The sequence below is a fragment of the Pseudomonas sp. P4_B4 genome, from assembly GCF_056402255.1.
In genome coordinates this window covers 67,716-91,917 of record NZ_JBFUHS010000007.1, presented here as the reverse complement: position 1 = coordinate 91,917, position 24,202 = coordinate 67,716, and the positions used below count along the sequence as shown (strand labels likewise).

19 protein-coding genes and 1 pseudogene are annotated in these 24,202 nt (G+C 60.7%); 8 read left to right on the top strand and 12 right to left on the bottom strand.

Features of this window, described 5'->3' with window-relative positions:
- Positions 1-130 precede the first annotated feature (130 nt).
- From AC1DVE_RS10660 to AC1DVE_RS10650, 3 genes and pseudogenes are all read left to right on the top strand, one after another.
- A pseudogene (locus AC1DVE_RS10660) lies at positions 131-238 on the top strand (ABC transporter permease); the annotation flags it as partial.
- 513 nt (positions 239-751) lie between these two features.
- On the top strand, positions 752-1,108 hold the full coding sequence (locus tag AC1DVE_RS10655; RefSeq protein ID WP_223457312.1) for a DUF6124 family protein: 357 nt from the start codon (positions 752-754) through the stop codon (positions 1,106-1,108).
- A 196-nt stretch (positions 1,109-1,304) separates the two neighbouring features.
- Complete coding sequence (locus AC1DVE_RS10650; RefSeq protein WP_223457310.1) at positions 1,305-1,931, top strand: class I SAM-dependent methyltransferase; 627 nt, start codon at positions 1,305-1,307, stop codon at positions 1,929-1,931.
- A gap of 120 nt (positions 1,932-2,051) precedes the next feature.
- On the opposite strand, the gene AC1DVE_RS10645 is transcribed toward AC1DVE_RS10650, so the two are convergent.
- From AC1DVE_RS10645 to AC1DVE_RS10635, 3 genes are read right to left on the bottom strand one after another with little or no spacing between them, the layout of a single operon-like run.
- Positions 2,052-5,102: an efflux RND transporter permease subunit gene (locus AC1DVE_RS10645; RefSeq protein WP_223457308.1), complete on the bottom strand. Its 3,051-nt coding sequence runs from the start codon at positions 5,100-5,102 to the stop codon at positions 2,052-2,054.
- Positions 5,099-6,163, bottom strand: coding sequence for an efflux RND transporter periplasmic adaptor subunit (locus AC1DVE_RS10640; RefSeq protein ID WP_223457306.1), 1,065 nt, complete (start codon positions 6,161-6,163; stop codon positions 5,099-5,101). The genes AC1DVE_RS10645 and AC1DVE_RS10640 overlap by 4 nt, the downstream gene beginning before the upstream one ends.
- Positions 6,160-7,263, bottom strand: a complete 1,104-nt coding sequence (locus tag AC1DVE_RS10635; RefSeq protein ID WP_223457304.1) for an efflux RND transporter periplasmic adaptor subunit — start codon at positions 7,261-7,263, stop codon at positions 6,160-6,162. Before AC1DVE_RS10635 ends, AC1DVE_RS10640 begins: the two co-directional genes overlap by 4 nt.
- 177 nt (positions 7,264-7,440) lie before the next feature.
- Here AC1DVE_RS10635 and AC1DVE_RS10630 point away from each other — a divergent pair, with 177 nt between their 5' ends.
- Positions 7,441-8,637, top strand: coding sequence for an AAA family ATPase (locus AC1DVE_RS10630; RefSeq protein ID WP_223457302.1), 1,197 nt, complete (start codon positions 7,441-7,443; stop codon positions 8,635-8,637).
- A 502-nt stretch (positions 8,638-9,139) separates the two neighbouring features.
- On the opposite strand, the gene AC1DVE_RS10625 is transcribed toward AC1DVE_RS10630, so the two are convergent.
- The 8 genes from AC1DVE_RS10625 to AC1DVE_RS10590 form a co-directional block, all read right to left on the bottom strand.
- Positions 9,140-9,922, bottom strand: coding sequence for a MetQ/NlpA family ABC transporter substrate-binding protein (locus AC1DVE_RS10625; RefSeq protein WP_046040746.1), 783 nt, complete (start codon positions 9,920-9,922; stop codon positions 9,140-9,142).
- Between the two features lie 162 nt (positions 9,923-10,084).
- Positions 10,085-11,017, bottom strand: a complete 933-nt coding sequence (locus AC1DVE_RS10620; protein ID WP_223457300.1) for a sigma 54-interacting transcriptional regulator — start codon at positions 11,015-11,017, stop codon at positions 10,085-10,087.
- A 55-nt stretch (positions 11,018-11,072) separates the two neighbouring features.
- A complete protein-coding gene (locus AC1DVE_RS10615) occupies positions 11,073-11,654 on the bottom strand; it encodes an alpha/beta hydrolase (RefSeq protein ID WP_223444204.1) in 582 nt (193 codons plus the stop codon).
- Positions 11,655-11,941: 287 nt separating this feature from the next.
- Complete coding sequence (locus AC1DVE_RS10610) at positions 11,942-12,343, bottom strand: ExbD/TolR family protein (RefSeq protein ID WP_007972930.1); 402 nt, start codon at positions 12,341-12,343, stop codon at positions 11,942-11,944.
- A 1-nt stretch (position 12,344) separates the two neighbouring features.
- Positions 12,345-13,070, bottom strand: coding sequence for a MotA/TolQ/ExbB proton channel family protein (locus AC1DVE_RS10605; protein ID WP_223457297.1), 726 nt, complete (start codon positions 13,068-13,070; stop codon positions 12,345-12,347).
- Between the two features lie 44 nt (positions 13,071-13,114).
- Entirely contained in the window at positions 13,115-13,924 is an 810-nt protein-coding gene (locus AC1DVE_RS10600) for an energy transducer TonB (RefSeq protein ID WP_223457295.1), read from the bottom strand.
- A gap of 259 nt (positions 13,925-14,183) precedes the next feature.
- Positions 14,184-16,544: a TonB-dependent receptor gene (locus AC1DVE_RS10595; RefSeq protein ID WP_223457294.1), complete on the bottom strand. Its 2,361-nt coding sequence runs from the start codon at positions 16,542-16,544 to the stop codon at positions 14,184-14,186.
- A 113-nt stretch (positions 16,545-16,657) separates the two neighbouring features.
- Positions 16,658-17,578 (bottom strand): TauD/TfdA dioxygenase family protein, encoded by a 921-nt coding sequence (locus tag AC1DVE_RS10590; protein WP_223457292.1) that lies wholly within the window; start codon positions 17,576-17,578, stop codon positions 16,658-16,660.
- A 183-nt stretch (positions 17,579-17,761) separates the two neighbouring features.
- On the opposite strand from AC1DVE_RS10590, the gene AC1DVE_RS10585 reads away from it, so the two are divergent.
- Positions 17,762-18,682: a LysR family transcriptional regulator gene (locus tag AC1DVE_RS10585; RefSeq protein WP_223457290.1), complete on the top strand. Its 921-nt coding sequence runs from the start codon at positions 17,762-17,764 to the stop codon at positions 18,680-18,682.
- A gap of 123 nt (positions 18,683-18,805) precedes the next feature.
- Here the strand turns inward: AC1DVE_RS10585 and AC1DVE_RS10580 are convergent, their stop codons facing one another.
- Positions 18,806-19,819: an ABC transporter substrate-binding protein gene (locus AC1DVE_RS10580; RefSeq protein ID WP_223457288.1), complete on the bottom strand. Its 1,014-nt coding sequence runs from the start codon at positions 19,817-19,819 to the stop codon at positions 18,806-18,808.
- Positions 19,820-20,098: 279 nt separating this feature from the next.
- Between AC1DVE_RS10580 and AC1DVE_RS10575 the strand changes: the two genes are divergently transcribed.
- The 3 genes from AC1DVE_RS10575 to AC1DVE_RS10565 are packed head-to-tail and all read left to right on the top strand — an operon-like array spanning position 20,099 to position 24,134.
- On the top strand, positions 20,099-21,697 hold the full coding sequence (locus AC1DVE_RS10575) for an ABC transporter permease (RefSeq protein ID WP_223457286.1): 1,599 nt from the start codon (positions 20,099-20,101) through the stop codon (positions 21,695-21,697).
- A complete protein-coding gene (locus AC1DVE_RS10570) occupies positions 21,694-22,509 on the top strand; it encodes an ABC transporter ATP-binding protein (RefSeq protein WP_223457285.1) in 816 nt (271 codons plus the stop codon). The genes AC1DVE_RS10575 and AC1DVE_RS10570 overlap by 4 nt, the downstream gene beginning before the upstream one ends.
- A gap of 14 nt (positions 22,510-22,523) precedes the next feature.
- Positions 22,524-24,134 carry an arylsulfatase gene (locus AC1DVE_RS10565; RefSeq protein WP_223457283.1) on the top strand — a complete coding sequence of 537 codons (1,611 nt, stop codon included), beginning with the start codon at positions 22,524-22,526 and terminating at the stop codon, positions 24,132-24,134.
- Positions 24,135-24,202: the final 68 nt, after the last annotated feature.

Here is a 24,202-nt window from a genome sequence, read left to right as displayed (position 1 = left end):
GACTGAGGAAAGACTGGGCTTTTTTTGGCAGGGGCGAAACTGTAAGAAGTAACAGGTCGGCGCCTGTGAAATCGCCATCGTCGGAACGCCGCCCGGAGCAAGCTCGCTCCCACAATGAATCGCGCCGAATGGATATCCGTGGTTTGTCAGCCAGATCATGTTGACGGTGATTGAGGTGTTGGTGGCGGTGATTCAGTTGGGTGGGGACCGGTTGGCGCGGGGGTTGAACAAGCGCTAAGCACATTGCGAACACCCTTTGTGGCGAGGGGGCTTGCCCCCGTTCGACTGCGCAGCAGTCGCAAAACCTGCGACCTTGTTTTTCTGACACACCTCATTGAACGGTTTTTGGGGCCGCTTCGCGTCCCAACGGGGGCAAGCCCCCTCGCCACAGGTGATCACAGACTTCCAGAGGGAAGTTTTCGTACAGGAAAATCAGCGGTTTTGCAGGCCTGTTCCCTTTCTTTTGCAGGACATTTCCTAGATCATTTCGCTCGCTTGCGCCCGCCAAATTCCGTGGCTAGTCTCGGTCCGTCACTGCTTATCAGTGATCGGGTTTAGTCGCCCGGACCGGACGCATAGTGCTACCCATATTCAGGTATTTTTTATCGCCTGAAATCTATGGTGGCTGTGCGCAGGGCACCTTCGGGTGCGCCGGTTCCCGGTGTCCGGTCGACTAACCTGCGTGCAGCCGCCACCCCCTATTCGTTTAGTCGCGATATCGGTTGGCTCCAACTACATCGGAGTTTTACCAATGAAAAGATCTGTCCCCGATCCACCACCTGAAAATCCCACCAACGAAACCGGAACTGAAGACCCTCTCAGGGATCGATCAGCGCTCTACCGGGCCATTGATTTCTACCTCACCGGCAAACAACCCGCACCACCCGATGAAATGCGCTTCTACAACGTCAGCAAAGACGTGAGCTTTGAAGACACCCAGCTCTATGTCGCCGACCTGCTGCGTTGTGCTTCGGTCACGGCGTATCAGTGTGGCGATCAACTCAAGGGCGCCGACCGGGCGATGGTGTACTCGATCTGGCATTTGCTGGAGATTGCCAAGGCGATGGTGGATCACTCCATTGAGTGTTTGGGTATGAAAAAAAATTGAGTCCGGCTTTAGTAATCCGTTGTCAGTGATGCAGCTTTCGCGAGCAAGCCCGCTCCCACATTTGATCTCTGGCGAACACAAACCAATTGTTCGACGCGGTTAAATGTGGGAGCGGGCTTGCTCGCGAATGGCTGCGAAGCAGCCCCCAACCTGATGGCGTATATTCGGTAAATCCAAATTGCCTGCGCAGCCGACCATGAAGCAATCACCCGACGACCTCGATCAGATCACCTCCACGACCCTCGGTCATTACAACGCGGTCGCCGAAGACTTTCGTGAAGGGACGCGCGATCACGATGTCAGCCAGAACATCGATGCCCTGCTGCGGCACATTCAGGGCGAGGCGCCTTTCGACATTCTCGATTTTGGCTGCGGGCCGGGGCGTGATCTGCAGACGTTCACCCGCATGGGCCACAAGGCAGTCGGCCTCGACGGTTCGGAAAAGTTCGCGCAGATGGCCCGTGAAGACAGCGGGTGCGAGGTGTGGCAGCAGGACTTCTTGAAGCTTGATCTGCCGGCCGAACGTTTCGACGGGATTTTTGCCAATGCGGTGCTGTTTCATGTTCCGCGTCAGGAATTACCGCGGGTGTTGAAGCAGTTGTGGGGAGCGCTGAAACCGGGTGGGGTGTTGTTCAGTTCCAATCCCCGTGGCGAGAATCAGGAAGGCTGGAACGGGTCGCGTTTTGGGTCGTATCACGACCTGGCGGCCTGGCAGCAATTGTTGATCGAGGCGGGGTTTGTGGAGCTGGAGCATTACTACCGGCCGGCAGGGCTGCCGCGGGAGCAGCAGCCTTGGTTGGCGAGTGTTTGGCGCAAGGTGTAATGCCAACAAATTTGCAGCGTTTGTTCTGACGCCTTCGCGGGCAAGCCCGCTCCCACAGGGTTCAGCGCAATCCCTGTGGGAGCGGGCTTGCCCGCGAATAGAGCGCGAAGCGCTCGCTTTTTAAACAGCCTCTTTCTTCGGCTCGCGAATCTTGTACCAGGCCACATACAGCGCCGGCAAAAACAGCAGCGTCAGCAAGGTGGCGATGACGATCCCGCCGATCATTGCGTAGGCCATCGGCCCCCAGAACACTTCCCGGGCAATCGGGATCATCCCCATGCTCGCCGCCGCCGCGGTCAGCAGGATCGGCCGACGTCGATGTTCGGTGGCCTGTACCACCGCATCCCACGGCGCGTAGCCCTTCTGCTCGTACTCTTCGATCTGGGTCACCAGGATCACCGAGTTACGGATGATGATACCGATCAGCGCCAGAATCCCGAGGATCGCCACGAAGCCCATCGGCGTGCCCGTCGGCACCAGCGCGATCACCACGCCGATCAGCCCCAGCGGCGCAACGCTGGCTACCAGGAACAGCTTCTGCACGCTGTGCAGCTGGATCATCAGGAAGGTCGCCATCATGAACAGCATCAGCGGCACCACCTTGGCAATCGGGCCCTGGGCCTTGCCGCTTTCCTCCACCGTACCACCGGTGGCGACCTTGTAGCCCGCCGGCAGTTTGGCAGCGAAAGCGTCGATGGATGGCTTGAGGATTTTCACCAGGTCCGTCGGCTGGATCTCGTCACGAATCGCCGCCTTGATGGTGATGGTCGGCAGGCGATCCCTACGCCATACCAACGGCTGCTCCAGTTCGTAGCGCACCGTGGCGAATGCCAGCAGCGGAATCGACGTGCCGCTCGGCGTGACGATTTGCAGGTTCTGCAGGGTTTCCGGCGTACCGCGTTCGGAATCCACCGCACGACCGACCACGTTGATCAGGTAAATGTCGTCATCGACCTGGGTCACCGTCTGGCCGCTGACGATGCCGTTCATCAGGTTGGCCACATCCTCGGAAGACAGCCCCAACTGCCGCGCCTTGTCCTGGGCGATGTCGATGCGCAGGACTTTGCCAGGTTCGTTCCAGTCGTAGATGATCTCGCCAATGTGCGGGTTCTTGTCCAGCTCCGTGGCCAGGTCGATGGCATGTCGGCGCACCTGGTCGATGTCCTTGCCGCTGACCCGGTACTGGATCGGACGCCCTACCGGCGGGCCCATTTCCAGTGCCTGGACATAACTGCCGATGCCGACGAAGTCGTTGCGCAAGCGCTCACGAAGCTTCTGCATCATGGCTTCACGGGTATGGCCTTTGCTGACGATCACCAACTGCGCGTAGAACGGGTTTTGCAGTTGTTGGTCCAGTGGCAGATAGAAACGGATCGCGCCCTGACCGACGTAGGTGCTCCAGCGCACGATGTCCGGATCGTCCTTGAGCGTGGCTTCGAGGCGATCGACGGCCCGGCGGGTTTCGTCGAGCGAGGCGTTTTGCGGCAGGTTCAGGTCCACCAGGATTTCCGGGCGATCCGAAGACGGGAAGAACTGGTTCTGCACATAGCGCATGCTAAATAGCGCCAGTACAAAGCACAGCACGGTGATGCCAATGGCCCACCAGCGATTGCGCATGCACCACAACAGCCCGCCGTTGAACGCTTTGCCGATGCGCCCGGGTTCGCCTTCGTGGGGTTTCACGTTGGTGCTGAGGATGTGCACGCCGATCACCGGCGCAAACAGAACCGCCACCACCCATGAGACCAACATCGCGCAGGCGATCACCGCAAACAGGGTGTAGGTGTATTCGCCGGCGGAGCTGGCGTTCAAGCCGATCGGCACGAAGCCCGCCACGGTGACCAGCGTACCGGTGAGCATCGGGAACGCCGTGGAGGTGTAGGCGAAGGTCGCCGCCTGCTCCTTGGTCTCGCCCAATTCCAGACGGGTGACCATCATTTCCACGGTGATCATCGCATCGTCCACCAGCAGGCCGAGGGCGATGATCAGTGCACCGAGGGAAATCCGCTGCATGGTGATGCCGCTGTATTCCATGAACACGAACACCATCGCCAGCACCAACGGGATCGAGCACGCCACCACCAAACCGGCGCGCACGCCAAGGCTGACGAAGCTGACCAGCAGCACGATCACCACTGCCTCGAACAAGGCACTGGTAAAGCCGCCGACGGCCTCTTCCACCACCACGGCCTGGTCGGAGACGTTGTGAATGCCGACCCCCACCGGCAGGTCGGCGGTCAACTGGTCCATACGGGCGTGCAAGGCCTTGCCGAACGCCTGGACGTTGCCACCCTTTTGCATGGCAATCGCCAGGCCGATGGCCTGTTTGCCGTTGTAGCGGAATTCCGGCGAGGCCGGATCGACATAGCCGCGACTGATTTCGGCAATGTCGGCCAGACGATAGTAGCGGTCGTTGAGCTTGAGGTTGACCTCGGCCAGGTCTTTCTCCGAAGCGAACTTCCCTGAAGTGCGCACCGAAATCCGCTCCGGCCCGGCCTCGATGACACCCGCCGGGGTCACGGCGTTCTGGCTTTGCAGGCTCTGCACCACCTGACGCTCATCGATGCCCAGCGCTGCGAGTTTGCGTGTGGAGAAGTTCAGGTACAGCACTTCGTCCTGCTGGCCGACCATTTCGATCTTACCCAGCCCCGGCACGCCGCGAATTTCCATGCGCGCCTGTTCCACGTAGTCGCGCAACTGACGCAGGGTCAGGCCGTCGGCGGTGAAGGCGTAGATCGAGCCGAAGACGTCGCCGAACTCGTCGTTGAACGACGGCCCCTGTATGCCTTGCGGGAACTGGTATTTGATGTCGTTGATCTTCTTGCGTACCTGGTACCAGATCTCCGGGATGTCCTTGGAGCTGGTGGTGTCGCGCAGGTACACGTACACCGTGGATTCACCGGGGCGCGTGTAGCTTTTCACGTAGTCGAGGGAGTCAAGTTCTTCGAGCTTTTTCTCGATCCGGTCGGTGATCTGCTTGAGGGTTTCCTCCTGGGTCGCCCCCGGCCATTTGCTCTGGATCACCATGGTTTTGATGGTGAACGAAGGGTCTTCTTCGCGCCCCAGGTTGAAGTACGAGAACACACCCATCAGCAATGCGACGAACATCAGATACCAGATGAACGACTGATGCTTGAGGGCCCATTCCGAGAGGTTGAAAGGCCCTTTCATTGACTGTCCTCGTCGATTTTCACTTGTTGCCCCGGTTTGAGGCTGTTCACACCGGCACTGACCACCCGCTCGCCGTTCTTCACGCCGTCGGCCAGCACCACAGTGCTGTCGGTTCGGCTGATCACGGTGACGTCACGGGGGGAGACGGTTTTACTCTGTGCATCGATCACCCAGATGCGTGGCTTGCCATCGACCTCCTGCAGCGCGGTGACAGGCAACTCGATGCGCGGCTTGATCGCCGAGCTCAGGGTGACGCTGATGGCCGTACCCAGGCGAAAGCCGGGCGGCGTTTCGGCCAGGGTCAGGCGGGCGCGACGGGTGCGTGTGGCACTTTGAGCCTTAGGTTCGATCTCACGGATGATGGCGGTGGTATTGATGCTCGGATCAAGTTGCGCAGCGACCAGGAACACCACATCGCTGGGCAGTTGATCGACCAGGGTATCCGGCAGGTCGATCACCGCTTCCTTGATGTCCGGTTGCGCCAGTGTCACCACTTGCTGACCGGCCGACACCACTTGCCCGGCCTCGGCGCTCCACTGGGTGACCACCGCTTTATGGTCTGCGCGCAGCTCGGTGTAGCCCAATTGGTCCTTGCTCTGGTTGACGGCCGCCCGGGCCTGATCGAGTGAGGCCTGGGTGGTTTTCAGGTCCGTGTTGGCCTCGTCGAGTTGCGCTTGCGCGCCAACCCCGCGGTCAAACAAGGCTTGCTGACGCTGGGCCGTGGCCTTGGCGTTGATCAGTTGCGCCTGGATTTTCGCCAGGTCGCCCTGGGCCGAGCGCAATTGGTTCTGCTGGTCGGAAGGATCGAGGGTGGCGAGCAGCGTACCCTTCTCCACCTCGGTGCCGACATCGACGTTACGGCTGGCGATTCGCCCGCCCACACGGAAGCCGGTATCGGTTTCATAGCGCGCCTGGATGCTGCCGGCGAAGCGGCCCAGGTCCTCTTCGTTCAAGGTCTGGACCTTGATCGACAGCACCGGCCGTACCGGTGCCGGCGGCGGTTCGCTTTTGGAACAGGCGCTCAGCACCAGCCCGATGGACAACGCCCATAAAGGCTTCATGGCTTGGCTCCCCACGTCAGATCCTTGTAAGTGTTTTCGGCAATTTCGACTTCCATGTCCGGGTGCAAGAGTTGTCCGCCCGCGATGATGACTTTGTCCCCGTCCTTCAAGCCGTCGCTGATGATGACCTTGCCGGTCAGGTAGCGGCTGACCGTGACCGAATGCAATTGGGCCTTGCCCTTGTCGTCGACAATCCAGACAGCGGGGGCACTGATGTTTTTGGTCAGCGCCGACCACGGCAACTCGATGACCGACTTGCCCGATCCCCTGGCCGTGGCACTCACCACCGAGCCCAACTGCATGCCGTCGGGCAGTTTGTCGAGGCCGACCTTGACCTGCACGGTGCCGGATTGCGCCGATACAGAGGGGGTGACTTCGCGCACGGTGCCGGTGGTTTTGATCGCCGGGTTGTCGAGCAGGCTGAGGACGATGGTTTGATCTTTCGGCTTCTCGGCCAGCAGTGATTCATAGACGTTGAACACCGCATCCCGGTCGCCGTCACGGGCCAGGCTGAAGACCGGCATGGTCGCCTGCACCACCTGGCCGACTTCGGCCTGACGCTCGGTAATGATCCCCGGCGCATCGGCGATCAGCGCCGTATAGCTCAGCTGATCCTTGGCGTTGGCCAACTGCGCCTGGGCGGCGCTCAGGGCACTCTGACTACTGTGCAAGGCGGCCTGGGCCGAATCGTATTCGCTCTGGCTGGTATAGCCCTTGGGCAGCAATTTTTGCTGACGCACGAACGCCGCCGCACTCTGCGTCACCCGCGCCTGTTCGGCGACGACTTGCGCCTGGGCCGAATCGACACTGGTCTGCAAATCCTTCGGGTCGAGCCGGGCCAGCACTTGCTTGGCTGTCACTCGATCACCGACGTCAACCGAACGCTGGATGATCTTGCCACCCACACGAAAAGACAGCTCCGTCTGTATCCGCGCCTGGATATCACCGGTGAGGGTAACCGAGGCCGCGTAATCCGCTGGTTTGACGACTTGTACGAACACCCGGGGCAGGTATTCCTGCACGGGTTTTTTCTCGTCGCAAGCCGTCAGCAGGGTGACGACACTCAAGGCCATTACTACTTTCAATCCGGGAACCACCATGCAAACTCCTTGGCCTTTTCCATGTACAACACGACAGAGAGCTTAGAACAGGATCTAAACCTTGCACGAGCGTCTTATGAAGAAAAAATCCGCACCATTTTGGCCCTCAAACACTTGCCATAGACGCCTGCGCATGCCTGACAATGAGCCCCGGTCGATCCCGCCTCAGGAACCCACATGCTCAAAACTCTCGCGGTGGCCAATTACCGCTCGATCAACAAACTGGTGATCCCGCTGGGCCGGCTGAATCTGATCACCGGCCCCAACGGCAGCGGCAAATCCAACCTGTATCGCGCGCTGCGCCTGCTGGCGGAAACCGCCCACGGCGGCGTGGTCAATGCCCTGGCCCGTGAAGGTGGCCTGGATTCGACCTTCTGGGCCGGCCCGGAAACCCTCTCCCGGCGTATGCGCACCGGCGAAGTCGCCATCGAGCCCACCGTGCGCCAGGGCGTCAAACGCCTGCGCCTGGGGTTCGCGGGAGAGGATTTCGGCTACTCGATCAGCCTCGGCCTGCCCGATTCCAATGGCCATTTCATGCTGCCCGGACGCAGCACGCCGACACCGTCTTATTTCAGCCTCGACCCGCAGATCAAACGCGAATGCCTCTGGGCCGGGGTGTTCTATCGCCCAGCCAGTCTGCTGGTCGATCGTGACGGCCCAATGATCCGTGCCCGCGCCGATCGCCGCTGGGATGTATTGGCGCAACACACGCCGACTTTCGACAGCCTGTTCGATCAGGTCGGTAGCCTGCGCGGTTCGCCGGAAGTGCTGGAGATACGCGAGTTCATCCGCCGCTGGCGCTTCTACGATCACTTTCGCAGCGATGCCGACGCCCCGGCGCGGCAACCGCAACTGGGCACCCGCACGCCGGTGCTGCACCACGACGGACGCGATCTGGCGGCGGCCTTGCAGACAATCATCGAAATTGGCGACCCCGAGGCTTTGCGGGCGGCGATCAGCGACGCCTTCCCCGGCGCACGACTGAACATCGAACCACTGCCGGGCGGGCGCTTCGCCATCGAGTTCTTTCAGGAAGGTTTGTTGCGGCCGCTGTCGGCCGCCGAGTTGTCGGACGGAACGTTGCGCTACCTACTGTTGGTCGCGGCGCTGCTGACGCCACGGCCGCCGACGCTGATGGTATTGAACGAACCGGAAACCAGCCTGCATCCGGACCTGCTGCCGGCGTTGGCACGCTTGATCATCCGCGCCTCCGAGCAGTGCCAGGTGTGGGTGGTGTCCCATGCCCGGCGTTTGATTTCGGCCTTGCAGCAGGACCCCGACTGCAACTGCATCGTGCTGGAGAAAAATCTTGGCCAGACCGGGATCCTGGGCCAGCGCATGCTGGATGAGCCGGCATGGTATTGGCCGGATTGAGCGGAGCCTGATTTGCCGAGGCAATGGAAGACGTCTATTTTCCCTTGCACCGCAGGAAGGATCTTTTTTTCGAAACACAGCGCCAAGGACGAACCACTTTTGGCCAGACTCCCGGGCAAAATCTCACAGGGACGAGAACATGGCAGACGAACCAACGCCGCAACGGCTGGATCCGCAGGACATTCTGAAATTATTGATGGCGTTGCGCAGGGCGTTGAAGGCCGGGCCGGTTTGAAGGTTTTCAGCAGGTTCTGGAGTTGTTTTTTTGTGGCGAGGGAGCTTGCTCCCGCTGGGTTGCGGAGCAACCCCAAAACCTGCGATCAGACTCTTCCAGATCCAGACACACCGCTTTGCCGGTATTTGCGACTGCTGCGCAGCCGAACGGGAGCGAGCTCCCTCGCCACAAGAGCGCCCTCGCTACAAGTAAATCGAACGCCAAAAAAAACGCCGACGCTAAATCAGCCGTCGGCGTTTGAAACCTTGAAGGGGTTTGCTTCGCGAATCAGAACGCCGGCAGTACCGCGCCGCTGTACTTCTTCTCGATGAAGGCTTTCACTTCCGGGCTGGTCAGGGCTTTGGCCAGTTTCTGGATGGCAACGCTGTCCTTATTGTCCGGACGGGCCACCAGGAAGTTCACGTAAGGCGAATCGGCACCTTCGATCACCAGGGCGTCTTTAGCCGGGTTCAGACCCGCTTCCAGTGCGTAGTTGGTGTTGATCATGTCCAGGTCGACCTGATCCAGCACGCGCGGCAACATCGCGGACTCAAGCTCCTTGAACTTGAAGTTGTGCGGGTTCTTGGCGATGTCTTTCGGCGTGGCCAGGGCGTTTTTCGGGTCTTTCAACTCGATCAGGCCAGCTTTCTGCAGCAGGATCAGGGCACGGCCGCTGTTGCTGCCTTCGTTCGGGATGGCGATGGTCGCGCCGTCTTTCAGCTCAGCCAGGGTTTTGACTTTCTTCGAGTAGCCACCGAAGGGTTCAACGTGAACACCGATCACGGTTTCCAGGTGAGTGCCTTTGCCTTCGTTGAAGCTCTTCAGGTACGGCAGGGTCTGGAAGTAGTTGGCGTCCAGACGCTTCTGGTCGACCTGCACGTTCGGTTGAACGTAGTCGGTGAACACCTTGATTTCCAGGTCCACGCCTTCTTTGGCGAGGGTTGGCTTGATCAGCTCGAGAATCTCGGCGTGTGGAACCGGGGTCGCGGCAACCACCAGTTTCTCGCCAGCCTGGGCCAGGCCCGTGGTCAGGGCAGCCGCCAGTGCGGTGAACAACAGAACCTTTTTCATGCAGTGTCCTTATCGAGAATCACAGTCGCTTGTGGCGACGGCTTGAATATGAGAGTGCCAGTGAAGTGCTATCGCTGGCGTGAAGCGGACAATACCGGGATTTTTTATTCCCGAACAATAACGTTTATTCAGCTTCATATTCCATTTTGTTCATACAGAGCGTTAAAGCGTCTGCGTCAGGCTTTCCAGCAAGCGCTTGAGTGCCGAACGCTCGCCAGCAGTGCCATTTTTGCTTGTATAAACAATGTGTTGCTCGATTTTTTCCAGCGAAATCGAGGGCTCCGGCAGGTTCAGATGCTCCGGCAAAATTTCGTCGCCCGTACTCACCAGCAGCGCAAAGTGAATGATGTTTTCCAGCTCCCGGGTATTGCCCGGCCAACTGTGACGTTCCAGCACAAGCTGCGCCGCTTCGCTGATCAGCGGCACTGGCAAGTCGAGGCGCTGGCTGTAGATCCCGAGGAAGTATTCGGCCAGCGACAGGATGTCACCCGTGCGCTCGCGCAGTGCCGGCAGTTCGAGCTGGCCTTCGCTGAGGTAGTGATAGAGCCGTTCATGGAATTTTCCGGCGGCGACCGCCTGGGCCAGATCGATGCTGGTGGCCGCCACCAGCCGCACATCCACCGGGCTCGGCTGCTGGGCACCGACGCGGGTGACTTCGTGGTTTTCCAGCGCAGCGAGCAGTTTGGTCTGGATCGGCAGCGGCAGGTCGCCGATTTCGTCCAGGTACAGCGTGCCGCCGTTGGCCGAACCGAACCACCCGGCACGACTGCTCGCCGAGCCGCTGTAACTGCCCGCCGCATAGCCGAACAACTCGGCGTCGGCGTAGGTCGGGCTGATGGCGCCGCAGTTGACCGACACGAACAACCCGCCGCGATCACTGGCGCGGTGGATATGGCGGGCCAGCAATTCCTTGCCGGTGCCGGTTTCGCCACGGATCAGCACTGACACTGAACGCGTGGCCAGTTGCTCAAGGTCTTCACGTAATTTCCGTGAACGTGGATCGACAAACACCAGCGCCTTGGCGCGAATGCTCAGGGGACTTTTTTCGGCATCGGGAAAGGTCAGCAGCGGCTGACCGAAGGTTTCAAAACTCATGGCAGACTCCCGCCCAAAACCGCCGGGAGACGGGGGCGTTAAATAAAAAAAGTGTTCAAGCGCGGCGCAGGGCGTGGTGTTCCATGCGGTTTTGCAGGCGATAGAGATAGGCAAAACCCTGCTCCCAACGCTGGTGACCGGACTTCACGTTGATATGCCCTGCCCCCGCCAGAATCCCCGCCTCGGCGCCCCAGTGGCGCGCCAGTTCCAGGGCTCGCGGTGCACTGACGGCGCTGTCGTTGTCGGAGCTGACGATCTGGCTGGGGAATGGCAGCAGGTCCGTCGGGATCGGTGCGAAGTTGCGCAAGGCCGGCGCGCAAGCCGGGCGTTCGACATCGGCCGGCGCTACGAGCAAGGCGCCGCGCACTTGACGCAAAAACTGCACGGGGGCGCTCGCGGCCCAATGGGCGACGGTGATGCAACCCAGGCTGTGGGCAATGAGAATCACCGGCGTGCTGTCGGCGGCAATCGCCTCGGCCAGCGCCGCGACCCAGTCTTCACGGCGCGGTGTCAGCCAGTCGGCCTGTTCCACCCGTGCGCTGTTCGGCAGACTGTTCTGCCAGTGGCTTTGCCAATGATCTTCTGGCGATCCTTGCCAGCCCGGCACAATCAGGTAGCGAATTGATTCGTTGCGCATGGGGGAGCTCTCCTGCTGCGTGTCTGTTCCCGGTCGAGTATAGGGAGAGGATTTATATTCGTTAAGGAATAAGAAGCTATTTATTAAGATCTATATCGAATATAAAACAAATCCCTGTGGGAGCGAGCCTGCTCGCGATAACGGTGGATCAGCCACCCTTGATGTTGAATTTGAAGACGTCTTCGCGAGCAGGCTCGCTCCCACCGGGGTACTGCGGCGTTGCGAAAATCGAGGCAAAAAAAGGGCCGCACCCTGCCAAGGAGACGGCCCCGGAAAACGAAAATCTGTTAACGCGCAGTAATCACCGACAACTTGGTAATCCCTGCCCGCTCAATCGACGCCATGGCCCGCGCCACTTCGCCGTAATTCACCCCATCGTCCGCCTGCAACTGCACGCGCACCTCGGGGTCCTTGGCCTTCGCCGACTTGAGGTTGAACTCCAGCAAGTCCGGCTGTATCTCGTCCTTGTTGATAAACAATTTGCCGGCACCGTCGATGCTCACCACCAACGGGTCTTTCTGTTCCACCGGCGCCACCGCTTCGGTCTTGGGCAGGTTGATCGGAATGGCGTTGGTCAGCAGTGGCGCGGTGACGATGAACACCACCAGCAACACCAGCATCACATCCACCAGCGGCGTCACATTGATCTCGCTGAGCACCTCATCAGTGTCTTGCGTGGAGAAGGCCATATCAGGACGCCTCCTTCACTTTCTGCGCATTGCCATGGGCTACCGCCTTGTGCGCCGTCGGGTGGATCAGCACACGGAACGAACTCTTCTGCGCCAGGCTGTAGAAGTCGTGGGCGAAATCATCCAGGTCCGCCGCCGTCAGTTTCAAACGACGCAAAAAATAGTTGTAAACCAGCACCGCCGGCACGGCGACGGCGATCCCTACGCCGGTGGCGACCAGTGCCGCACCAATCGGTCCTGCGACCGTTTCAAGGCTTGCCGAGCCCGCCGCGCTGATGCCTTTCAACGCTTCCATGATTCCCCACACCGTGCCGAACAAACCAATGAACGGCGAGGTGCTGCCAATGCTCGCGAGCACCGCCAACCCGGTTTCCAGCGACCGGCGCTCACGCACGATCTGCTGACGCAAGGCACGCTCCAGACGATCCTGATGATTGATCGCCTGGCTCAAGTCCGCCGCCTGTGGCGCCTCGCCCACCTGGATTGCCGCATAACCGGCCTGTGCGACACGGGCCGCGGCACCGGGCCGGGTTTCGCTCAGTTCGGCCGCCGAGTCGAGGCTCGAAGCGGCCCAGAACTGTTGATGAAACTTTCGATCCTGTGCCTTGAGGCGACCGAACTGCACGCCCTTGAGCAATGCCAGACCCCAGGTCGCGACGGAAAAAACCACCAGCAGCCAGATCACCGCGCTTTCGATGGATTCAAGTGGAGATGCCAGTAACGTCATGGTGTATTCCTCGTGTAAACGTTTCGCGCGAATTTGGTTTCGGTTTAATGAATCTTGAAATCGATGGGCACGCTGACCCAGCCGTCCCGGGCGACATCACCTTGCTTGGCCGGCACGAAACTCCAGCGTTTCACCGCGTTCAGCGCGGCTTCGTCCAGTGCATCGCGACCGCTGCTTTTCTGGAGCTGGATCTCGCCGGGCTTGCCGCTGGCCAGCACATGCACGCGCAACAACACCGTGCCTTCCCAGCCGCGACGCTGGGCCAGCGACGGGTATTCCGGCGCCGGGTTTTTCAAGTAACCGGCGGTGGCCGAGGCTGGTGTCACAGGCGCGGGCGCCGGCGGTGCAGGTGGCGCCGGGGCCGCGACAGGCGCTGCCGGTTGTGGCGGCGCAGGTGGTTGTTCAACGGCTTTTGGCGCCGGTTTCGCTACCGGTTTGGCCACCGGCTTGGGCTTGGGAACCGGCTTCGGTGGAGGTGGTTTCACCGCCAGTTCGTCTTCCACGGGCGCAGGCGGCTCCACCACGGGCTGGACAGGTTGCGGTGGCGGCGGCTCGACCACCGGTGGCGCCGGACGCGAAAACTCGATGGTCATCGGCGGTATCTCCGGCGGCACGATGGGCAGCACGGTGGTCGGTTGCTGATTGACCCAATAGATCACCGCGCCATGCACCAGCAACGCCAGCACGCCCAGCACGATCGCTTCCCGTCGGCGAAGGACGCCCTTGGGCGTACGCTGCAAACGCAACTGGCCCAAGGGCACCCGGTGCGGTCGGCCGAGGTCGACCAACTCACCACCGGGTGCCTGGCGCCACAGCACCTCATGTGCACCGGCGGCGATCTGGACATTGCCCATTGTTTAACTCCCTGCGGTCTCTTTGCGGATTACCGGAACGTCGTACTGAACATCCCCCGACGACGTCCTGGTAGAGCAATCATTGGCTTGAACGATTAGCTCTTAAAGCAATGTTTAAAGTTATGTTTAGACCCAAATCGAATATATAAAACCAACAACCCACCGCCAGAGCCCGCCGTTCAAGGGCTCCGGCGTAGCGGAAAAAAACCGATGCCTTTCCCGCATTGAAAGTATTCATCCAAGGCATGGTTTTTCGCCGTCAGAAGTCGTATCGACCGGTCACGCCCAGCGTTCGCGGTGTGCCGAGCAAGCCTTCATAACCGCCATTGGCGGCCGTCCACAGCGTCGTGTAGTAGGTTTTGTCGAAGGCGTTTTTCAGCCACAACGAAACGTCCCACTGCCCTTGGTTGAAGTCGCCGCGAAGGCCGGTGGACAGGTTGACCACCGCATAACTCGGGATCTGCCCGAAGTCTGAATCCTCTACCGTGCCCACCGCCTTGGAGCGGAACGCATAGCTGGCGGTGACGTACTCTTCAAAGCCGTTGCTCAGGTTCCATTTGTATTCGCCGTTGGCGTTACCGATCCATTTCGAAGCACCGACTACTTGATGGCCGCTGAGGTCGCAGGACGCTGGAGCACCCGGCGCCAGGCTGACTTCCGGCGGGCACGGCGCATCCTTGTAGGAGAGGTAGCTGACGTCGTTGTACGAGCCATTGATGTTCAGCGTCAGGCCACGCAGCGGGATCAGGGTGCTTTCTAACTCCACGCCGCGTGAGCGCACCGAGCCGGCGTTGGTCAGGAACTGCACGCGGTTGACGTCGTCGAAGGCGTTGGTCTGATAGCCGTTAACCTGGGTCCAGAACAGGTTGGCATTGAGTTGCAGGCGACGGTCCCACAGGGTGCTCTTGAAACCGAGTTCGGCGTTGTTGGCGCGCTCGGTGCCGATCAGCAGCGAATCGGCACCGGCCACCGGCGCCGTGCCGACGGCCAGATTGATCCCGCCGGATTTTTCGCCGTGGGACAACGTGGCGTAAGTGAGCAGGTCGTCGGTGAGGCGGTAGCTGAGGTTCAACAGGCCCGAGGGACTGGAGCTGTACTGGTTCAGATCGCCGGAATCGAAGGCCCCCGCACGGGCGCGTCGTGCCGCGGCCGCCGCACCGGCGACCGCGGCACCACCAACGGGTGCATCACGGGTCACCCTGGCGTTTTTCTCTTCATAGGTACCGCGCAGGCCGGCGGTGAAATCCAGGCGCTCAGTCAGGTGCCAGGTGCCTTGAGCGAACAGCGCGAAACTGTTGGTTTCGATATGACCGTTACCGACACTGTCGATGTTGTTCAATGCACCGTTGGGCGTGCCGTTCCAGATGTCCGCTTGCGGGCCGTAAAAGGTGAAGGATTTGTTGTCCAGGTCGGAACCGAAGTAGTAGGCGCCGAGCACGTAATCGAAGAATCCACCGCTAGGCGACGCCAGGCGAAACTCCTGGGAATACTGCTTATCCTCCACCGAAACGCCGGCGTTGAAGAAGGTGGAGACGTTCAGGCCGTCATCATTACGCGGGGTGAAATTCCACCAGCGATAGGAGCTGATGGAGGTCAGGGTGAAGTCGCTCGGCAGCGTCCAGTTGGCCTCGACCGACGTGCCGCCCTGATGCACGGTGACGTGCTGGTCGTTGTTCAGGTTGACCTTGCGGTGCGTGCCGTCGACCAGTGTCGCGCCCGCCGCATTGGCCCGCGATTGATAGAGATTGAAGCCATTGATGGTCGGCCCGGTGTTGAACAACACCCGGGTGCCGGCGCTGGAATCCTCTTCGTTGTAGTCGCCGATCCAGCGCAGGTTGAACGACTCGTTGGGCTTGAACAGCAACTGGCCACGGAAGCCATCGCGCGAGCCGCCGTTCAAATCGTGGCCATCGAATTCGTTCTTGATATCGCCGTCGCTGCGGGTGCGATACGCAGAAAAGCGTCCGGCGAGTTCGTCATTCAGCGGGCCGGAAATCGTGCCCTTGGTCTGGAAGTATCCGTCCTCGCCCACCGAAGATTCGATGCTGCGTTCGGGGGTAAAGGTCGGCGCGCGGGTGCTGATGTTGATCACGCCGGCGGTGGTGTTCTTGCCGAACAAGGTGCCTTGCGGACCGCGCAGCACTTCGAGCTGCTCGATGTCCATCAGATCGAATACGGCCATGCCGGGGCGGCCGAGGTAAACGTTGTCGATGTACAGGCCGACACTGCCTTCCAGGCCATCGCTGGCCGGGTTGTTGCCCAGGCCACGGATCGACACGCTGGACTGGCGCGCATGCATGTAGGCGACGTTGACGCTAGGCACCAACTGTTGCAGATCCTGGATGCGATAAACCCGCTGGATTTCCAGGGTCTGGCCGCTGACCACGCTCATCGGTGTCGGCACATCCTGCGAACTTTCTTCGCGACGGCGAGTGGTGACCGTCACGGTTTCCAGTTGCGCACTGTCGGCCGTGGCGGTTTTTGCGGAGGTGGTTTCAGGGGTGGTGCTGTCGGCCGCATAGCCTTGGGTCCAACTGGCAGTGCCTGCCAGCAACAAGGCCAGTGGCAGGCGTTTGAGCCGTTGGGGTGAAGAGGTTGAAGCGACGTGCAACGGACTCATAAGGCGGGGTTCCCGATCAAAATAAATGCTTTATTGCTTGTCAGGCTCGCACAGTGGTTGATCTGTGTTCACTCGGTCAGTGGGGGAGCGAGCCTGCTCGCGATAGCGTCGGCTCAGACGCCGTCGATATCCGGCCCTTTCACCGTCTGGCTGACCTGCCCGTTCACACCCACCGGTACTTCACCCTTGAGCGTCACTCGCCGCACGATGCGGTCCTGGGTCCCGTAGTCATCCACCGCGTAATGCTGGGTGGAGCGGTTGTCCCAGATCGCCACATCACCGGCCCTCCAGCGCCAGCGCACGATGTTTTCCTGGCGGATCACATGGCTTTGCAGCAAGCCGAACAGGTGCGCCGAATCGGCCTGGGAATAGCCCTTGATGCGTTTGACGAAATGCCCCAACAACAGGCTCTTCTCACCGCTGATTGGGTGCACGCGGACCACCGGGTGCTCGGTCTCGTAGACAGTCGAGGTGAAGATCTTGCGATAGCGCTCGAGCTTCTCGGCCGAGACGTCAGGCCTGGTGCCGGCGTAGTCGTATTCGTTGCTGTGCACGGCGACCAGTTTGTCGGCCAGCTCACGCAGCTCCACCGACAACCCGTCATAGGCAGTGGCGGTGTTGGCCCACAGGGTGTCGCCGCCGAAAGCCGGGGCCACCACCGAGCGCAGGATCGAGGCTTTGGGGTAGGCCTCGACGAAGGTCACGTCGGTGTGCCAGGAGCTGGCGCGCTGGCCCTCGGCACCGTCCAGTTCCAGCAGAAAACGCGTGCCTTCGCGCACCGGTACGGTCGGGTGTGCCACAGGTTCACCGAGCAGGTGGGCGAACGCCTCCTGGCGCTGATCGTCGAGCTGGGTCTGCTCGCGGAAGAAGATCACTTTGTATTGCAGCAGTGCCTGTTGAATGGCTTCAACAGTGGCGGCATCCAGCTCGCCCGAAAGCTGTACGCCACGAATTTCGGCACCGATGCGACCGGCCACCGGATGGATTTCAAGCGTGTGAACAGCGGGTTGTACTGCGAAAGCGGCATTGCTCATGGGTAGACCCTCATCAGACTGCTTGCGGTTGAACCGGCCGCGAAACACTGCTCTATATATATTCTATTTAGATCTAATAGATATCTACATGCTTCGTTGACGGAATAAGAGGTTACATTTAAAACCTCAGTCAACCCTCGTCGCAAATGCCTTCGAGCTATTTTTAGGATGCCGGAAAAGCATATGGATCTTCGCCAGTTGCGTTACTTCATCGCCCTCGACGAACACCGCAGTTTCGTGCGTGCGGCCGAGGCCATGGGCATTACCCAGCCTGCCTTCAGCCGCAGCATTCAGGGGCTCGAACACGAGTTCGGCTGCGTCCTGGTGGACCGTGGCAACAAGGATTTGCGCCCCACCCCCGAAGGCCTGGTGGTGCTGCAACATGCCCGCAGCCTGGTGCAGGGTGCTGCGTTGCTCAGCTGCGAAGTGACGCAGATGACCAAGCTCGATGCCGGTGAGCTGCGCTTCGGCTGCGGCCCGGCACCGGCGGTGAAACTGGTGCCGGATGCGGTGGCGCAATTCATCAATGCGCATCCAAAAGTGCGCACCTGTTTCGAGGTGGATAACTGGGAGAAACTCAGCCGTGCGCTGAGCCGTGAGGAGATCGAATTCTTCATCGCCGACATCCGTCATTTCGAGTCCGACCCGAACTTCCAGACCCAGGCCCTGACACCCAAGCGCGGTGTGTTTTTCTGCCGGCCGGGGCACCCGCTGCTGGCCAAGGAGAGCCTGTCGACCAACGACATGTTCGATTACCCGCTGGCAACCACGATGATCCCGCCAGGCATTCGCAAACTGCTGGCGAACCTCAGTGGACGGGTGGATTTTTCGCCGACCATCGAGACCGAACATTTCCCGGCGCTGGTGAAAGTGGTGCTGCAATCGAATGCGATTGGTGTGGGGACTGAAGAAGCGTTTGTTGAAGACATCGCACAGGGCTCGCTGGCGCTGCTGCACTGGCGCAACCTTCCGCAGAACATCGAGAGCATGAATGCACGGTGCGGGATCGTCAGTCGCACCGGGTTCCGCTTGTCACCGGCGGCGCGGGCGATGATCGAGACGTTGGTGGCGGTGGACAGGCAGCAGATCAGCGTCGCGGTTTAGGGCCTCTTCGCGAGCAAGCCCGCTCCCACATTTGATTTCCAGCGAACACAAAATTTGTGTACGCCGCAGAACCAGCGTGGGAGCGGGCTTGCTCGCGAAAGCGTCCGCATAGACGCTTGAGATTCAAAGCTTCGCCGCAACCAACTCCGGCGCCACCCAATCACTGACCTTGAACGACTTGCGAATCAGCTTCTGCTGCGACGCCAGGTCCACGGCATCCTGCAATTTGCCAAGGAATACCGGGTCGAGCGTCGAGGGGAACACCTCGCTCAGTTTCTGATCCTTCAAATCCTGAGAAAGAATTACCGGTGGATAACTCGCCAGCCCCGACACCAACTGAATGTAGGCGTCCTTGTTGCTGTCCTGGGTCAGCCACTCCACGGCCTGCTGCTGGGCCTTGAGCAGTTTCGCCACCGCCTCCGGATGCTCGTCGACAAATTTCCCGGTCCCTATCAGCACCGCCTGCACGCTGCCGGCGCCACCCAGATCCTTGGTATTGAGCGGCAACTCGGCCAACCCCTTGGCTTGCAACGCCGTCAGCCCGGAACCGCCCCACGAGGCATCGATCTGCTTCGCCGCCAGTGCTGCGACCGCCGCGTTGAAGTCGAGATTGATGACTTTCACATCCTTCTCGCTCAACCCCTGGCTGGCCAGCGCCGCATCGAAGGACAGCTGGCTGGCGGTGCCACGGAAGATGGCCACGCGTTTGCCCTTGAGGTCCTGCAGGGTCTTGATCCCCGAACCCGGCACCACGCCGAGGTAATGCTTCACCCCCCGCGCCGAGGCACTGAGCAGTCGCGTATCCAGACCATTGGACTTGCCGATGATGGCCGCCAGATCGCCGAGGTAGGCCAGGTCCACTTGACCGTTGGCGAACGCCTCGTTGATCACCGGACCTGCGCCCTTGAAGAAGCTCCACTGAATCTTGATGCCTTGATCGGCGAAAGCCTTTTCGAAGATCTGTTGATCACGCAGCACATCCACGACACCGCCACCACTGTGCAGGGGCCCGGCACTCAGGTCCGGCACGGCGATGCGGATTTCCTTGAGTTCACCGGCGTTGGCCGTGAAAGCCAGCAGCCCCGCCAAGGCCGGTGCGGCGAACAGACTGATGACACGTTTGAAGGGAAGGTTCATGGGTGCGGCTCCTTGGGGCAACGGGCGTTGAGGAGCCGAAAGTAGGCCGAAGTTGAACCAACACTTAAATACTATAAATTCACATTTTTAGATCGTTTAGATCTATATCAGCGCATCCGGGGCTCTTGGCCAAGTATGCAGGAACGGCATCGAAAATATTCTTCGAATGCATTGGATGCAGCTGAGCTGGGGGCCTTAAATGGCTTTGCTTATCTCTCAATAGCATTGATTTTATTTTTTATAGATCGTTTTTGCATACACCGACAACGGAGGTCATCCATGACCCGTGTTTCTCTTCTCAGCCTGCCGTTGGCCGCGCCACCACTGGAAAACCAGCGCCTTTGGCCCAGTCTGAATCGTCGGCTGTTGCCTTGGTTGCTGCCGATCACCCTGTTCACGCTCTGGTGTCTCGCCAGCCGCAATCACTGGATGAGCGAGCAGATCCTGCCGGCGCCGCCCCTGGTCTGGAACAGCGCGGTGGAATTGTCCCAAGGCGAGTTGTGGAGCCATTTGTGGATCAGCCTGCAACGCTTGTTCTGGGGGCTGCTGGCCGGGATCAGCGCTGGTGCTGTTTTGGGTGCGGCACTGGGTTTCAGTCGTCGACTGGAGCACCTGGTGTTTCCGACCTTCGCCGGGCTGGCCCAAGTCCCGACGCTGGCCTGGATTCCATTGTTCATGGTGTTTTTCGGCATTGGCGAAGTGCTGAAACTGGTGGTGCTGATCAAGGCCATCGTAGTGCCGGTAACCCTGCATACGCTGGTCGGTGTGCGCGATGCACAACCCAAGCTGCGCGAAGCCGCCGCGGTGTTGCGCCTGCCCAGGCACCTGTTGATCCGGCGCTTGGTGCTACCTGCCGCGCTGCCGGCATTCATGGCCGGTGTGCGCCTCGCGCTGGCCGCCGGCTGGACTTCACTGCTCGCTGTCGAACTGCTCGCTTCCAGCGAAGGCATCGGATACCTGATGGTCTGGGCGCGTCAGCTGTTCATGCTCGACATCGTGTTCGTGTGCATCGTGGTGATCGGCTTGATCGGCGTGGCGATGGATCGCGGCATCGGTCTGCTGGACAGGAAACTGGTGCACTGGCCGCACCCGGCCACTGCCGAAATCCGTCGCGGGCCGCGTTATCACGGTTGGCAGCGATTGCAACCGTGGCTGCTGCCGCTGGCGCTCCTGGCGTTGTGGCAACTGACCTCGGATCAGCAATGGATTGACGCGAACATTCTGGTCAGCCCGCTGGCCGTCCTGCACACCACCTGGAATGGCCTGCTCGACGGCACGCTGCTTGGCGGCATGGCCCTGAGCCTGGGCCGAACCCTTGGCGGATTGCTGCTCGGTGGCGGGCTCGGGTTTGCCTTGGGGTTGCTGCTGGGGTTGTCGCGCACCAGTGAACGCGTGCTCGGCCCAACCCTCGCCGCCGTCCGCCAGATCGCCATTTTCGCCTGGGTGCCGCTGCTCACCGCGTGGTTCGGTCTGGGGGAGTTGGCCAAGTGGGTGTTCGTTGCCCTCGCCGCCTTTTTCCCGCTGTTTATCGCCACCCAACGCAGCGTCGCCCACCTGTCGCCGCAACTCAACGAGGCCGCGCAGGTGTTGCGCCTCAATCTGCGCCAGCGCCTTGGTCGACTGGTGCTACCGGGCGCGGCGCCGGGAATTTTTGCAGGGCTTCGGCTGAGCCTGATCTACGCCTGGCTCGGCACCATCGGCGCTGAATATTTCATGCCGTCCAACGGCGGCATCGGCAGCCAGATGATCGGCGCCCAGCAACTGCTGCGCATGGACCTGATCATGGCCGGCATGCTGCTGGTGGGCCTGACCGGTGCCCTGCTCAACCTCATTGGCCAACGCCTGGAAATCCGCGCCACTCGCTGGAGACACGCATGAACGCACCGATTGTCAGCTTCAATCACGTGGGCAAAACCTTCGACGTCGACGGCTTCGAACTGGAGGCCATTCGCGAATTCAATCTGGACATCGCCGAGGGCGAGTTCGTCGCCATCGTCGGCTCCAGCGGTTGCGGCAAATCAACATTGCTGCGGCTGCTGGTGGGCCTCGATACGCAATTTCGCGGGCAGATCAGTGTGGACGGAAAAGCCGTCACCGGCATCGGCGGCGAGCGCGGCATCGTCTTCCAGGAACACCGCTTGTTCCCGTGGCTGAGCGTGGCCGACAACATCGGCCTGGGCCTGGTCAACGAGCCACTCAGCGCTGCACAAAAGCACAAGCGCATCAGCGATTTTATCGAATTGGTGGGCTTGAGCGACTTCGCCCGCGCCTATCCGCACCAACTCTCCGGCGGCATGGCGCAGCGCGTAGCCATCGCCCGCGGCCTGGTGGCCAGCCCACGTATTCTGCTGCTGGACGAACCCTTCGGGGCCCTCGATGCGCTGACCCGCCAGCAAATGCAGGACGAACTGTTGGCGATCCGCGCCAGGGCAAAAATCACCACCGTGCTGGTCACCCACGATGTCGAGGAAGCGATCTTCCTCGCCGACCGCGTGGTGGTGATGGAGCCCCGTCCGGGGCGGATCAAGCAAGTGGTCGACATTGCCCTGCCCCATCCGCGCCAGCGCAGCAGTTTCGACTTCCACCAATTGCGCGAAGAACTGCTTCACGAACTCACCAGCGACGATCACTACCAGCCCCCCGTGCCGGTGCAGGTCCGCGATCTGCCGCTGTCCTTCATTGCCTACTGAAAAGGAAATTCTTGATGCCGCAACGTCCCAACTTTCTAGTGATCCTGGCCGATGACCTGGGCTTTTCCGACCTCGGCGCCTTCGGTGGCGAAATCAACACGCCGAACCTCGATGCGTTGGCCAGCAATGGCCTGCGCCTGACCGATTTTCACACCGCGCCGACCTGCTCGCCGACCCGTTCGATGCTCCTGACCGGCACCGACCACCACATCGCCGGCATCGGCACCATGGCCGAAGCATTGACCCCGGACCTGATCGGCAAACCGGGTTACGAAGGGCACCTGAACGATCGCGTGGTCGCCCTGCCCGAGCTGCTTCGCGAGGCCGGTTACCAGACCTTGATGAGCGGCAAATGGCACCTGGGCCTGACCGCCGAACTGGCGCCCCACGCCCGGGGTTTCGAGCGTTCGTTTTCGCTGCTGCCCGGTGCCGCCAACCATTACGGCTTCGAGCCGACCTACGATGAAACGACGCCACGGCTACTGAAATCCACCCCGGCGCTGTACATCGAAGACGACCAATTCATCGATGAACTACCGAAGGATTTCTATTCCTCCGATGCCTTTGGCGACAAGCTGCTGCAATACCTCAAGGAGCGCGACCAGACCCGGCCGTTCTTCGCCTACCTGCCGTTTTCCGCACCCCACTGGCCATTGCAGGCGCCGGCCGAGGTGGTGGAAAAATACCGCGGGCGTTATGACGCCGGCCCTGAAGTGCTGCGACTTGAGCGCCTGGAAAAACTCAAAAAACTGGGGCTGATCGAGGCCGATGTCGAGCCGCATCCGTTGATCCAGCTGACCGCACAATGGGATGCCCTGAGCGACGAGCAACGACAGATCTCCGCGCGGGCCATGGAAGTTTATGCGGCGATGGTCGAGCGCATGGACTGGAACATCGGGCGCGTCGTCGATTACTTGCGCCAGCAAGGGCAACTGGACAACACCTTCATCCTGTTCATGTCCGATAACGGTGCCGAAGGGGCGTTGCTGGAGGCCTTTCCGAAATTCGGCCCGCAGTTGCTGACCTACCTCAACCAGCATTACGACAACAGCCTGGACAACATCGGCCGCGCCAACTCCTACGTCTGGTACGGGCCGAACTGGGCGCAAGTGGCGACCGCGCCGTCGCGGCTGTTCAAAGCCTTCACCACCGAAGGCGGGATCCGTGTTCCGGCGCTGGTGCACTATCCGCAGCTGCCGCTCAAGGGCCAGATCAGCCACGGGTTTGGCACGGTGATGGACATCACGCCAACCATTCTGGATCTTGCCGGTGTGCGCCATCCGGGCAAGCAATGGCACGGCAAACCCGTGGCGGAAGTTCGCGGGAAGTCGTGGCTTGGGTTCCTGTCGGGCGAGACGGCGCAAGTGCATGACGAGCACACCGTCACCGGGTGGGAACTGTTCGGTCGGCGCGCCATTCGACAGGGGCAATGGAAGGCGGTGTACATCCCGGGACCGGTGGGGCCGGCGACCTGGCAGCTGTATGACCTGGGCAATGATCCGGGGGAGATTCATGACCTGGCGTCGAGCCAACCGCAGAAGCTTGGTGCCTTGATCGAGCATTGGCAGCGGTATGTGGATGAGACTGGGGTGATTCTGAGTGAGTCGCCGTTTCAGCCAGACTAAACATTACCCCCTGTGGCGAGGGAGCTTCCTCCCGCTGGGTCGCGAAGCGGCCCCCTTATCCCGAAAAC